The sequence below is a fragment of the Kitasatospora sp. NPDC032757 genome (genome assembly GCF_055579305.1).
Genome location: NZ_JBVINN010000031.1, coordinates 20,756 through 33,604, shown reverse-complemented (window position 1 = coordinate 33,604; position 12,849 = coordinate 20,756). Strand labels below are relative to the sequence as shown.

The following is a 12,849-nucleotide window of genomic DNA, read 5'->3' as shown; positions in this document are numbered from 1 at the left end:
CACACCAGGAGTACCGATGGAAACCGCGACCACCGCATCCACCACCGCACCCTCGCGCGGCGGCGGTCAGCCGCTGCTGCACCAGAAGGGCGGCGAGACCCAGACGTTCGGCACGCTGAAGCAGCTGCCGATCGGCCTCGGCCACGACACCCGCATGTACGCCTGCCAGCGGCTGAACCGCGTACTCGCCGACACGCAGATCCTGTACTCCCTCTACAAGAAGCACCACTGGCTCATGCGCGGGGCGACCTTCTACCCGCTCCACCTCATGCTGGACAAGCACGCGGAGGCCCAACTGGCCATCGTGGACGCACTGGCCGAGCGGATCCAGAGCCTCGGCGGTGTCGCGGTCGGAGACCCGCGCCACGTCGCGGAACTGACGGCCATTCCCCGGCCGCCGAACGGCGTGGAGAAGGTCCCCGCCATGCTGTCGAGGCTCCTCGACGCGCACGAGCGGATCCTGATCGACGCGAGGGACGCCGCCGCCCGGATCTCGGCCGAGGGCGACGAGGGCAGTACCGACCTGCTCGTCTCCGAGGTCATCCGCACCGGCGAGGCGCAGGTGTGGTTCCTGGCCGAGCACCTCGTGGACACCCCTCTGGTGCGCGGCTGATGGAGGACACGTACGACGTCGTCGTGGTCGGCGGCGGACCGGGCGGCGAGGTCGCCGCCGACCGGATCGTCCAGTCCGGGCTGACCGCCGTCGTCGTCGAAGCCGAGGCCGTCGGTGGCGAGTGCTCCTACCGCGCGTGCGTACCGAGCAAGGCCCTGCTGCGTCCCGGCGCGGCGCGGGAGGCCGCGCGGTCGGTCGACGGTGCCCGGCAGGCGGTCACGGCGGCACTCGATCCGGCGCGTGTCCTGGCCCGCCGTGACCGGTTCACCGGCCGCGGTGACGACACCGGTCAGGCCGACTGGCTGAACAGCGCCGGCGTACCTCTCGTGCGAGGGCACGGACGGCTCGCCGGAGAGTGCCGGGTGGAGGTGACCGGGGCCGACGGCACGGTCCGCACCCTGCGGGCCCGGCGCGCGGTCGTGCTCAGCCCCGGCACGGAACCCACGCTGCCGCCGGTCGAAGGGCTCGACCAGGTCGGTGTGTGGACCAACCGGCAGGCCACCACGGCCGATGCGGTACCCGAGCGGCTCGTCGTCATCGGCGGCGGAGTGGTGGCCTGCGAGATGGCCACCGCATGGGGCTCACTCGGCTCCGCCGTCACCCTGCTCGTCCGCGACCAGGCCCTGCTGACGGGCTGGGAGCCGCGTGCCGGCGAAGAAGTCGCCCGGGGGCTGACCGCCCTGGGCGTGACGATCCGCTTCGGGGTCTCGGCCCTCCGGGTCGCCCGTGACGGGGCCACCCGCACCGTGACCGTGGAGACCGACGACGGCGCCGTCCTGGCGTGCGACGAGGTGCTGGCCGCCGTCGGCCGGCGCCCGCGCACGGCGGACCTCGGCCTGGAGACCGTCGGGCTGCCGGCCGGAGGCTGGCTCCCGGTCGACGACACCTGCCTCGTCACCGCCCTCGATGGCGACTGGCTCTACGCCGTCGGCGACGTGAACCACCGGGCGCCGCTGACGCACATGGCCAAGTACCAGGCCCGCGCGTGCGCCGCGGCGATCGCCGAGCGAGCCTCGGACCGCCCGGCCGACACCGGCGGCTGGCAGGCCTGGAGCGCGCAGGCCGACCACGTCGCCGTCCCGCAGGCCGTCTTCACCCGTCCCGAGATCGCGAGCGTCGGCCTCACGGAACGCGCGGCGCGTGAAGCCGGTCTCACGATCCGCGCGGTGGAGCACCGCATCGGCGACGTCGCCGGTGCCGCGCTGTACGCCGACGACTACCGCGGCTACGCCAAGCTCGTCGTCGACGAGACCCGCGGAGTCGTCGTCGGTTGCACCCTCACCGGCCCCATGGCGACCGAACTCATCCACACCGCCACCGTCGCCATCGTGGGCGAAGTCCCGCTCGAACGTCTGCGTCACACCGTCCCCGCCTTCCCGACGGTCAGCGAAGTCTGGCTGCGGGTGCTGGAGGCGTACGGCCTCTGAGGCCGTCTCCGCCCAGCCATCGGAAAGTTATCAACACAAGGAGCACGCCATGCCGTTCATCAAGGTCGCCGAAGGCGCCTCCGCACCCGTCAACGTGTACTACGAGGACCACGGCACCGGACAGCCCGTAGTGCTGATCCACGGCTGGCCGCTCAACGGGGCCTCCTGGGAGAAGCAGACCGCCGCACTCCTCGCCGCCGGCCACCGGGTCATCACGTACGACAGGCGGGGCTTCGGCCGCTCCGACCAGCCGGCCGACGGCTACGACTACGACACCTTCGCGGCCGATCTGAACGAGGTGCTCACCACCCTCGACCTGCGCGACGCCGTCCTCGTCGGCTTCTCCATGGGCAGCGGCGAGGTGACCCGCTACCTCGGCACGTACGGCTCCGAGCGCATCGCCAAGGCCGTTGTGATCGGGGTCGTTCCGCCCTTCCTTCTGAAGACGGACGACAACCCGGGCGGCGTGGACGGGAGCGTCTTCAAGGGCATCGAAGAGGCCATCGTTGCCGACCGGTTCGCGTTCATGACCGCCTTCCTCGCCGACTTCTACAACGTCGACGTGCTCGGTGGTGAGCGCATCAGCGAGCAGGCGGTCCAGGCCAGCTGGAACGTCGCCGTCAGCGCCTCCGCCAAGGGCACCCTGGACTGCGTCCAGGCCTGGCTCACGGACTTCCGCGCGGACCTGCCGCGCATCGACGTCCCGACCCTCGTCATCCACGGCGACGCCGACCGCACCCTGCCCGTCGAGGCCACGGCGATACCGCTGGCGCAGCGCATCACCGGCGCCGAGCTGACGATCGTGCCCGGGGGCCCGCACGGCCTGATCTGGACCCACGCCGACGAGGTCAACACCGCCCTGCTCGCCTTCCTCGACTGAGCACGCTCGCCGCTGAGCACCCGCCCCACCGCCGTACCCTCCGAAGGAGACCCCCATGCCGAACCGGCCGACCCTCGAACCCGCCGCCCAGGCCTTCGCCGACGCCACTGCCCAGCCGCCTTTCCTCTACCAGATCCCCGTGCCGGACGGCCGCAAGGCCGTGGACGACGTCCAGAGCGACGAACGTGTCCCCCTGCCCGCCGTCGACGAGGAATGGGTCACCGTCCACGGCGGTCCGACCGGCGACGTCCGCGCCCGGATCGTCCGCCCGCGCGGCGCCAGCGGGCCCCTCCCCGTCATCCTCTACATCCACGGCGCGGGCTGGGTCTTCGGCAACGCCCACACCCACGACCGGCTCGTCCGCGAACTCGCCGTCGGCGCCGCGGCTGCTGTCGTCTTCCCCGAGTACGACCTCTCGCCCGAGGCCCGCTACCCCGTCGCCATCGAGCAGAACTACGCCGTCGCCCGGTGGATCACCCGCGACGGACAGCACAAGGAGCTCGACGGCACCCGGATCGCCGTCGCGGGCGACTCGGTCGGCGGCAACATGACCGCCGCCCTCACCCTCATGGCCAAGCAGCGCGGCGACGTCCGCCTCACCCACCAGGTCCTCTTCTACCCGGTCACCGACGCGAGCTTCGACACCGACTCTTACCACGCCTTCGCCGAGGGCTACTTCCTGCGCCGTGACGCCATGAAGTGGTTCTGGGACCAGTACACGACCGAGGAGGCCGAGCGCGCGCAGATCACCGCCTCGCCGCTGCGCGCCACCACCGAGCAGCTCACCGGCCTGCCGCCCGCCCTGCTCATCACCGCCGAGGCCGACGTCCTGCGCGACGAGGGCGAGGCGTACGCGGCGAAGCTCCGTGCCGCCGGAGTCCCCGTCACCGCTCTGCGCCTCCAGGGGGTTATCCACGACTTCGTCATGCTGAACGCGCTGCGCGAGACGCAGGGCGCGGAACTCGCCATCGGCGTCGCCACCGACACCCTGCGCAAGGCCCTGGCATGACCGGGCCGTCGACGAGCATGCCCGTCGCGGGCCTCGTGCCCGCCGCGCGGCCGGAACACGCGCAGGCCGACCTCCTCGTCCGCAACGCGAAGGTGTTCACCGGCGACCCCGCCCGCCCCGAGGCCCGCGCCGTCGCGATCCGCGACGGCCGGGTCGCGGCCCTCGGCGACGACCACGACCTCGCCCACCTCGTCGGGCCGGGCACCAGGGTCGTCGACGCCCTCGGCCGCCGGGTGATCCCCGGCCTGAACGACTCCCACCTCCACGTCATCAGGGGCGGCCTGAACTACGTCCTGGAGCTGCGCTGGGACGGCGTGCGCAGCCTCCGCCACGCGCTGGCCATGCTGCGCGAGCAGGCCGGCCAGACCCCCAAGGGGCAGTGGATCCGGGTCGTCGGCGGCTGGACCGCCGAACAGTTCGCCGAGCGGAGGATGCCGACCGTCGCCGAGCTGAACGCCGCCGCCCCCGACACCCCGGTGTTCGTCCTCCATCTGTACCAGTCGGCACTGATGAACCGGGCCGCAGTGCGGGCTGCCGGATTCACCCGTGACACCCCCGCCCCGCGCGGTGGACAGATCGTTCGGAGCCGGGACGGCGAACCCAACGGGGTTCTTCTGGCGGCGCCGAGCGCTCTCATCCTGTACTCGACGCTGGCCAAGGCGCCGACCCTCGACGAGGCGGACAAGCGGACGTCGACGCGACACTTCCTGCGCGAGCTGAACCGTTTCGGTCTGACTTCGGCGGTGGACGCCGCCGGCGGCTTCCAGAACTTCCCCGACAACTACGCCACGGTCGCCGACCTCGCCAGGTCGGGGGAGCTTTCCCTGCGCATCGCCTACCACCTCTTCCCGCAGACGGCCGGCCAGGAGCTCGCCGACCTCAAGCGTTGGACCGAGATGGTCAAGCCCGGGGACGGGGACGAGTGGCTCCGGCTCAATGGCGCGGGCGAGAACCTCACCTGGGCCGCCGCCGACTTCGAGAACTTCTCCGAACCCCGCCCTGAGCTCGCCGAGGGGTACGAGGCCGAGTTCGAGAAGGCCGTCCGGCTCCTGCTGGAGAACGGCTGGGGCTTCCGGCTCCACGCGACCTACGACGAGACGATCCGCCGCGACCTGGCCGTCTTCGAGAAGCTCGCCGCGGAAGGACTCTTCCCCGGCGGTAACCGCTGGCTCTTCGATCACGCCGAGACCGTCTCGGGCGACAGCCTGGACCGGATCGCGGCCCTCGGAGGCGCCCTGTCCGTCCAGAACCGCATGTCCTTCCAGGGCACCGCATTCCGCGACCGCTACGGCGCCGAGGCCGCCGCCCGCACTCCGCCGGTCCGGGCCATGCTCGACCGCGGTCTGACCGTCGCCGCCGGAACCGACGCCACCCGCGTCTCCTCGTACAACCCGTGGGTCGCGCTGCACTGGCTGGTGACCGGGCGCACGGTCGGCGGCACTGCGCTCTACCCGGCAGGCAACCTGATCAGCAGGGAGACCGCGCTGGGCCTCTACACCCGCGGCGGAGCCCAACTCACGGGCGAGCAGGAGGCCAAGGGAGTCCTGCGGGAGGGATTTTACGGCGACCTCGCGATCCTTTCCGACGACTTCCTGACGGTGCCCGAGGACGTCATCCCCGAGATCGAGTCCGTGCTCACCGTCGTCGGCGGGCGCATCGTCTACGCGAGCGCGGAGTATGAGGGACTCGACGAGGCCGCCCCGCCGGTCAGTCCGGAGTGGAGCCCGGTGGCTCACTTCGGCGGCTACCAGAGCGGTGCCCGCCAGGCGTCGCTCGTCGCCGAGGCCGTCGCCGAGTCCGAGCAGCATCGCCGGTGGCGCGTCGCCCGAGGCTCCGTTCCCGAGACGCCTCCGCCGTTCCTCGACCCCTGCTTCGAGCACTGAACGAGAGATCCACACGATGAGTACAGCCTCCGCTTCCTCCTCCGGCGGCGCCGACGACGCGCCGGACAACCGGCCGGACGCCGGCCCGGGCCGCCGCTTCGAGCCGGACCTGCGGTCGATGACCCGGATCAACCTGCGCCCCATCGCCTCACCCATGCCGCTGGGCTTCTTCACGGTGGCGATCGCATCCGTGATGACGGGATGCCTGCAGCTCGGGCTCTTCGAGGCCGAGGCCCGCGGCGCCGTCGCCCTGTGCGTACTGCCCGCCTTCGCCCTGCAGTTCCTGGTGAGCGTCCTGGCCTTCGGCGCCCGCGACGTGATCGCGGCGACGCTCATGGGCATCTTCGCCGGCAGCTGGCTGGCCTACGCGCTCGTCATGTTCAGCGGCACTGCCGACGGCCTGCGCGTGCTGGGCGTCTTCAACCTGGCGCTCCTCTGCTTCGGGGCGCTGATGACCGCCGTGACCCGGCCCAAGCGCGCGCTCTGGCTCGTCCTGGCGGTCTCCCTGCCCCGCTGGGCCGCCACCGGCCTGTCGGGCCTCACCGGCGCCGAATGGCTCACGCGCACGTCCGGCGTCCTGGGCCTCCTGGTGGCGCTCGTCGCGATGTACGCGGCGTTTGCCCTGATGTTGGAGGACATGCGCAGCGAGGAGGTCCTGCCCATCGGCCGCAGCGGCCCCGCTCACGCCGCCGTCGAGGGCGACCTCGCGGTCCAGCTCCGCAACCTGGAGCGCCAGGCGGGCGTGCGTCGCACGCTCTGAACACCGCCGACCCCCTGTACACGGTGGGCTGCTCGCCCGGGGAGCCCTCGACGATGCCCGCGCACGCGGGCTGCACGTCCTGCCGTACTGCCCCTTCATCCGGGGGTGGATCCGCAAGCACCCCGAGTACGCCGACCTGGTTCCCGAGGCGAGCCGCGCCCGGTTCGGCCTGTGAAACACAGCGATTCTGCCTTCCACACCCCCACCCACGTCCCGAGGAGTTCACTCATGTCCCGACCCGTCAGCCCCACCGTCGTCCTGGTCCACGGTGCCTTCGCCGACGCCTCCAGCTACGCCCGCGTCATCCCCGAACTGACCGCAGCAGGCCTGGAGGTGGTGGCCCCGGCCGTACCCAACCGCAGCCTCGTCGACGACGCCGCCTACATCGCCTCGGTGGTACGCGCCATAGCCGGCCCCGTGGTCCTGGTCGGGCACTCCTACGGCGGCGCCGTCATCACCGTCGCCGGCACGGAGGACAACGTCCAGGCGCTGGTCTACCTCGCCGGATACGCATTGGAGGAGGGCGAGAGCCTCGGCGAGCTGCAAGGGCGCTTCCCCGACACGGGTCTCGCCGACGCGCTCGTCTACACGCCCTTCCCCGTGGCGGGCTCGGACGAGACCGGCACCGACGTCTCGGTGGCGGTCGGGCGCTTCCCCGACCTCTTTGCCGCGGACGTGGACCCCGAGTTCGCCGCGGTGCTCGCCGCTTCCCAACGCCCCTTGTCCGCACGGGCCTTCACGGAGACCGCGCCGGTCGCGGCATGGAAGACCAAGCCCTCGTGGGGCCTGATCGCCACCTCCGACCGGACCCTCAACCCCGATATGGAGCGCTACGGCTACGAGCGCGCCGGCATGACCATCACCGAGGTCGACTCTTCGCACCTGGTCATGCTCGCCCAGCCCGAGCGCGTGGCCGAGCTCATCCTGGACGCGGTCCGGTCCACCGCTCACTGACCCGCTGCCCGGGCCGCGTCCGTGCCGATCCCGCCCCCGCCCGGGCGGGATCGGCACGCGCGCACGGGGCGGCCGGCCCGTCCGTGCGGTGCGGCCCGGCGGAGCGTCGCCTCGGTTCACACGTGGCGCGTGCTGGACTGCCAGTCCCGGGGTGACATCCCGTACGCGGTGCGAAAGGCCCGACTGAAGTGGGACGGGTTCACGAAGCCCCAGCGCTGAGCCACCGCCGAGACGGTGGGTGCGGACCTCGACTGCCTGGCCAGCTCCCGTCGGCACCTCTCCAGGCGCTCGCGATGGATCCAACGGCTCACCGTGGTCCCCTCGGCCTGGAAGATCTTGTGCAGGTACCGGACGGACATGTGGTGCGCGCACGCGATCATCTCCGGAGAGAGACCTGGATCAGCCAGGTGTCGCAGGATGTACTCCTTGATACGGGCCAGCATCCCGCGGGCCACCTCCGACGCGTGGGGATTCAGCAGCCCCTGCCGCTCGCGCACCAGCAGCGTCAGCAGATCGACGGCGGTCATCGCGAGTTGCCGGCCTGTGTACGGGTCGAAGTCGGCCGCCCGGTCCGCCAGACGTTCCAGATGGCCGGCGACCACTCCGGACGTGCCGCGGTGGCTGTCGAAGACGGTCCCCGTGATCGCCCGCAGTTCGGTGTCCGTCACGGCCAGGACCTCCTTCGGTACCCGGATCGATGTGAACCGGAAGTTTTCCGGCTGTTCCCTGTCGTAGGGCCGGCCGGCGTCGGAGCAGGTGAAAGTACCGGGGCGGACCAGGGCCTGGCGCCCGTCCTGGGTGAGCCGCCCGGTGCCCTGGTGCTGGAGCGTGACGGTCATGTACTCCGCTCCGCCCCTGGAGATCAGGGAGGCGTGGCGCGACACGCTCGCCGGGCCGGCCTCGACCACCGAGATCTGGAGGGGGCCGAGCGTATCGACGGCCATGGTTCCCGTCGCGGGCTCGCGCTCGTACAGCGTGACGTCCATCGGCACCAAGGTGTCGGAGACGATGCTCTGCCAGTAGTCGGCCCGCTCGGACGGAGGCAGCGGCAGGACGGAGAGTACGACGGACATCATGACCTCTCGTCATGGTCGTGCGGACGCTCCCTGGAGAGCGTCGAAACAGTAGGAAGTCCAGTCTCGAACCATCCGCCGTCGTCGCCATCAGTCACCCGACTGGTGTTCTGTCCCGTACCCCGTACCCCGTACCCCGTACCCCGTACCCCGCATCCCGGCTCCTGCGACGGCGGGCAGGTGGCGTCCCCGCCACGCGTCGGCCGGGGATGCGCCACGCGTCCCCGGCCGCTCTCACCGCAGGTGAGCGCGGAGGAACCTGCCGCCGAGCCGTACGGCCGCCCGCGTCGACGGGCTGTTGCGCAGCGCGGTCAGTGACACGAAGTCGTGGACCGTGCCCTGGAACCGTGCTGCGGTCGCGGCGACACCGGCCTGAAGCAGCAGGTCCGCGTACTCCTCCGCCTCGTCCCTGGCGACGTCGGCCTCCGCCGTGACGACCAGGGCCGGCGGCAGTCCCGCGAGCGCGGCCGTACTCGCACGCAGCGGGACCGCGGTCGGCTCATCCCGCTGCCGGGGATCTACCACGTAGTGCCGCCAGTACGACCGTACGGCCTCCCGCGTGAGGTGGTATCCCGTGGCGAAGAGCCGTTGTGACGGGCTGTCGCAACGGGCGTCGGTAAGGGGGTAGTACAGGAGCTGGGCGCGGAGTTCCGGACCTCCGCGTGCCCGCGCCAGCAGCGTGAGCGCCGTGGCAAGAGTGGCCCCCGCGCAGTCCCCGGCGACCGCGAGCCGGTCGGTGTCGAGCCCGAGCGACTCGGCCTGTCCGACCGCCCAGGTCAGCAGGGCGTAACACTCTTCGAGGGCGACCGGATAGCGGCTCTCGGGTGTGCGACTGTACTCGGGAACGATGGCCGCGACACCGGCTTCGCGCACCAGCTCGCTGATGAGCCAGGCGTGCGTCTGCCCGTCGCCCAGCATCCAGCGGCCGCCGTGGACGTAGAGCACGGTGGGGGGCCGGCCCCCCACACCGGTCGGCCGGAAGACCCAGAAGCCCACCAGGCCGGTGGGCCCCACGGGCGCCGTGTGGAAGGTGGCGTCCACGTCGAAGTCGTCGATCCGGTCGGCTTGGGACTCCCGCAGCGCCTGTCGCGCGGCCTCTGGTTCCAGTTCGTGGAGGAAGGGCGGTGCCGCCGAGGCGTCGAGGAGCCGCTGCACCAGAGGATCCAGGATCACTGGCGACGGCTGCCCGGCGCGCGCCTCCCGGTCGGGGTCCGGCTGCATTCGTTCCGCCTTTCGCTCGGGCCCCGCTGGTCGGTGGTTGTTCGCACATCAGCTGTCGTGCAGGAGGTCCCGAAGCTGATGGCGGCTGCTGATGCCGAGCTTGGGATAGACGTTGTAGAGGTGCGAGCCCACCGTGCGCGGCGAAAGAAAGAGCCGTTCGCCGATCTCGCGGTTCGACAGGCCACCGGCGGCGAGCCGTGCGATCTGCTGTTGCTGGGCCGTCAGCTCGGCCAGCCGTTCGGCCGAGGCGGAGGCGTCGGCGACACCTGTCGCGCGCAGCTCGCCGCGGGCCGCGTCCGTGAGCGCGCGGGTGCCGAGCCGGGCCGCCGTCTCAAGGACCGTGGTCAGCTGGGTGCGGGCCTCCAGCGGCCGTCGGCACCTGCGCAGCCAGATCGCGTAGTGCAGACGGGCCTGGGCCCGTTCCAGCGGCCAGGTGTCGCCCGCGGGGTTGACCAGAGCCAGCCGGAAGTGGTGCTCGGGGTCCGCCTCCTCGTCGACGAGGGCGGCCGCGTGATGCATCACGAGTGTCATGCGGGTCGTCGGCCGCTCGCCCAGACCCGCCCGCACCGCGCCGAGGACGTACGCTGCCTCCTTCTTCCGGCCGACGCGCTGCGCGGCGGCGGCCAGTTCGCCGACGGAGCGCGGGGACAGGAAGGGGGTGAGTGGCGATCCGTCCTCACCGAACAAGGCCCTGAAGTGGTGGAACGCGCGTTCCACGTCCCCCAGGGCCAGTGCGTGGAGTCCGCCGGCGCGCAGCATCCTGGCTCGAACAGCCAGGTTCTCGCCGAGATTGACGGAGCGCCAGTGGGGGCCGGTGAACAGGATGTCCGGCAGTGCTTCGCCACGCAGGGCGCGCAGCGTCATCTCCAGCGCTTCGAGGTCCATGTCGACCCGGGGCAACCGGTGGACCACCGCGTCGGAGCGTCCCTCCTCGATCAGGGTCCGGGCCTCGGGCCATCGGCCCATGGCGATGAGGGTGTCCACGTGTTGCGGAAGCGTCCACAAGCGTGGGCCCCACGCCCCGCAGGCACCGTTCAGTGTGCTCGCCTGCCGGTACAGCTCCGCGCACAGCTCTGACTCGTCGGTGTAGTACGCCACCGCGGCGTCGGCCAGCAGCCGGGGCAGGGGAGCCGGGCCGTCGAGCGCTCCGGGCAGGGCGAAGGGCACCCGGCGGGACCTGCCGCCCACGTGGGCGCCGGCGTCGATTCCCGCCGACACGTAGGTCTCCAGCGCCGGCAGGACTCCGGCGCCGCCGAGCCCGGGGATGAAGCCCGGGTCCACCGGCCCGACGCCCCCGGGGGGCGTGAAGTGCCCGCAGTGCCCGCGGCGGCCGTCCCGCGACCCGGGTGTCTGCCGGGCCGCTTGTCTCGCGTGGTCGAGCAGGCGCGGCAGCTCCGCCCGGTGCTCGGGCAGACCGGACTGGTGGGCGATCGAGGCGGCGATCGCGGTGAGCGCGAAGGCGGTGGTGGCGGTACGCGGCGGAGAGTGGCGCCACGTGTCCGACAGGAGCGCGAAGGCCTCGCGCTGGAACGAGAGCAGCGCCAGTGCGCCGGCCATGGCACAGGCGGCGATGCACCGCAGCTCCGGGTCACGGTTGACCCGGGAGAACTCCGTGTAGAGGTCGCGGACCCACTCCGGATCCCCCAGATCGCTCGCCGCCGCCATGGCCGAGGCGAGGCGGCGGGCCCGGGCCTCGTCATTTCCGCTGAGCCGCGCCGCCAGCTCCAGGGCCTTCGCCGAGGCGAAGCGGTCTCCCACGCGCAGGGCGTGGGTGGCGGTCGCCCGTTCCAGGGCCGAGGCCACCGCCTCGTCGGGGCCGATCGCGGCCGCAGCCAGATGCCAGGCCCGGTTCGCCGGGCTCTGGCCCGCCGCCGCGGCCAGGTCCTGATGGGCCCGCTGCCGCAGCTTCGCGGGCTGCCGGCGGAACGCCGCCGCGCGTACCAGCGGGTGACCGAACGCGAGGCGGCCGTCGGCGATGCCGATCAGACAGGCCTCCTCCGCCGGGGTCCATACGGTGAGGTCGTCGGTGCCCAAGGCGGCCATCACGATGCGGAGCTCCTCCTCCCGCAGCGCGGCCGAGGCGTAGAGCAGCGCGCGCTGCGCGTCCTCAGGGAGAGCATCCAGACGTGAGGCGAACGCCTGCGGGGCCGAGGCCGGCCCGGCACCGACGCGTGACGCCCGGTTCAGCTCGACGACCGCCAGCGGATTGCCCTCCGCCTGCCGGAGTAGGTCCAGCCGGTGCCGCCCCCGAGGCGCATCGGGCTGCGCGTCCAGGAGCCGGGCGGCCGCCCCGGGGGACAACGGGCCGAGCCGCAGGACGGGAAGGTCAGCCGGGACGCCGGCCGGAGGAGCCTCGCCGCGTGCGGTGAACAGCATGGTCACCGCCTGGTCCGTGAGCCGCCGCCGTACGGAGGACAGGACATCCAAGGAGGCGTCGTCGCAGTCCTGGGCGTCGTCCACCGCCACCATCAGCGGGTTCGTCCGGGCGAGGTGGGTCAGGAGTGCCAGCGTGACGGCACACAGCGCACGTCGCTCCTGCGGCCCGGCTCCCGCACCCGGCTCGAAGGCGCTGCGGAGCACCGGCCATCGGTCCTTCGGAAACGTGTCCGGCGCGTCCAGCACCGGCAGAAGCAGCCGGTGCAGCGAGGCGAAGGGCGGCGGTTCCGCCCCGTCCCAGCCCCGCGCCGAAAGGACCCGGGCCCCACGCGCCGCGGCCGTCTCCTCGGCGAACCTCAGCAACCGGGACCTGCCGGTGCCGGTCTCTCCGAGTACGAGCAGACCCTGCGGACCGGAACGTACGTCAAGGCATCGCAGGATCCGGTCGACCTCCTCCTCACGGCCGATCGGCGCAGGCGCGTATCCCGCTTCGAACTCCGTCATCGCACTCCGACTCCCCGCACGAGGCAGATTGTTCCCACCTCTGCGGGGATCCTGCCAGAAGGGCGAGCGGGCTGCTTCTGTCATGTGACCAGTCATGCCGGAAGAGCGCCTGGCAAAATGGCGTCAACGCTGTGAACAGGTAATTCACG

General features: G+C 72.1%; 11 protein-coding genes. 8 read left to right on the top strand and 3 right to left on the bottom strand.

The window, feature by feature from the left end; genetic code table 11:
• Nucleotides 1-16 precede the first annotated feature (16 nt).
• Genes ACZ5WK_RS28145 through ACZ5WK_RS28110 form a run of 8 tightly spaced genes read left to right on the top strand, consistent with a single transcriptional unit; the run spans nucleotide 17 to nucleotide 7,526 of the window.
• Entirely contained in the window at nucleotides 17-613 is a 597-nt protein-coding gene (locus ACZ5WK_RS28145; RefSeq protein ID WP_465551322.1) for a Dps family protein, read from the top strand.
• A complete protein-coding gene (locus tag ACZ5WK_RS28140) occupies nucleotides 613-2,040 on the top strand; it encodes a dihydrolipoyl dehydrogenase family protein (RefSeq protein ID WP_465551320.1) in 1,428 nt (475 codons plus the stop codon). Before ACZ5WK_RS28145 ends, ACZ5WK_RS28140 begins: the two co-directional genes overlap by 1 nt.
• A 49-nt stretch (nucleotides 2,041-2,089) precedes the next feature.
• Nucleotides 2,090-2,920, top strand: a complete 831-nt coding sequence (locus tag ACZ5WK_RS28135; protein ID WP_380549628.1) for an alpha/beta fold hydrolase — start codon at nucleotides 2,090-2,092, stop codon at nucleotides 2,918-2,920.
• A 55-nt stretch (nucleotides 2,921-2,975) separates the two neighbouring features.
• Complete coding sequence (locus tag ACZ5WK_RS28130; RefSeq protein ID WP_465551317.1) at nucleotides 2,976-3,929, top strand: alpha/beta hydrolase; 954 nt, start codon at nucleotides 2,976-2,978, stop codon at nucleotides 3,927-3,929.
• On the top strand, nucleotides 3,926-5,812 hold the full coding sequence (locus tag ACZ5WK_RS28125; protein WP_465551315.1) for an amidohydrolase: 1,887 nt from the start codon (nucleotides 3,926-3,928) through the stop codon (nucleotides 5,810-5,812). Before ACZ5WK_RS28130 ends, ACZ5WK_RS28125 begins: the two co-directional genes overlap by 4 nt.
• 16 nt (nucleotides 5,813-5,828) lie before the next feature.
• A complete protein-coding gene (locus ACZ5WK_RS28120; RefSeq protein ID WP_465551313.1) occupies nucleotides 5,829-6,572 on the top strand; it encodes a GPR1/FUN34/YaaH family transporter in 744 nt (247 codons plus the stop codon).
• A 28-nt stretch (nucleotides 6,573-6,600) separates the two neighbouring features.
• Complete coding sequence (locus ACZ5WK_RS28115) at nucleotides 6,601-6,747, top strand: GNAT family N-acetyltransferase (RefSeq protein WP_465551433.1); 147 nt, start codon at nucleotides 6,601-6,603, stop codon at nucleotides 6,745-6,747.
• 53 nt (nucleotides 6,748-6,800) lie between these two features.
• Entirely contained in the window at nucleotides 6,801-7,526 is a 726-nt protein-coding gene (locus tag ACZ5WK_RS28110) for an alpha/beta hydrolase (RefSeq protein ID WP_465551311.1), read from the top strand.
• Nucleotides 7,527-7,642: 116 nt separating this feature from the next.
• Here ACZ5WK_RS28110 and ACZ5WK_RS28105 read toward each other — a convergent pair whose 3' ends face one another.
• From ACZ5WK_RS28105 to ACZ5WK_RS28095, 3 genes are all read right to left on the bottom strand, one after another.
• Nucleotides 7,643-8,602 carry an AraC-like ligand-binding domain-containing protein gene (locus ACZ5WK_RS28105; protein ID WP_465551309.1) on the bottom strand — a complete coding sequence of 320 codons (960 nt, stop codon included), beginning with the start codon at nucleotides 8,600-8,602 and terminating at the stop codon, nucleotides 7,643-7,645.
• Between the two features lie 231 nt (nucleotides 8,603-8,833).
• Nucleotides 8,834-9,772: an alpha/beta hydrolase gene (locus ACZ5WK_RS28100; protein ID WP_465551307.1), complete on the bottom strand. Its 939-nt coding sequence runs from the start codon at nucleotides 9,770-9,772 to the stop codon at nucleotides 8,834-8,836.
• A gap of 96 nt (nucleotides 9,773-9,868) precedes the next feature.
• Entirely contained in the window at nucleotides 9,869-12,700 is a 2,832-nt protein-coding gene (locus ACZ5WK_RS28095) for a helix-turn-helix transcriptional regulator (RefSeq protein WP_465551305.1), read from the bottom strand.
• Between the last annotated feature and the right edge of the window lie 149 nt (nucleotides 12,701-12,849).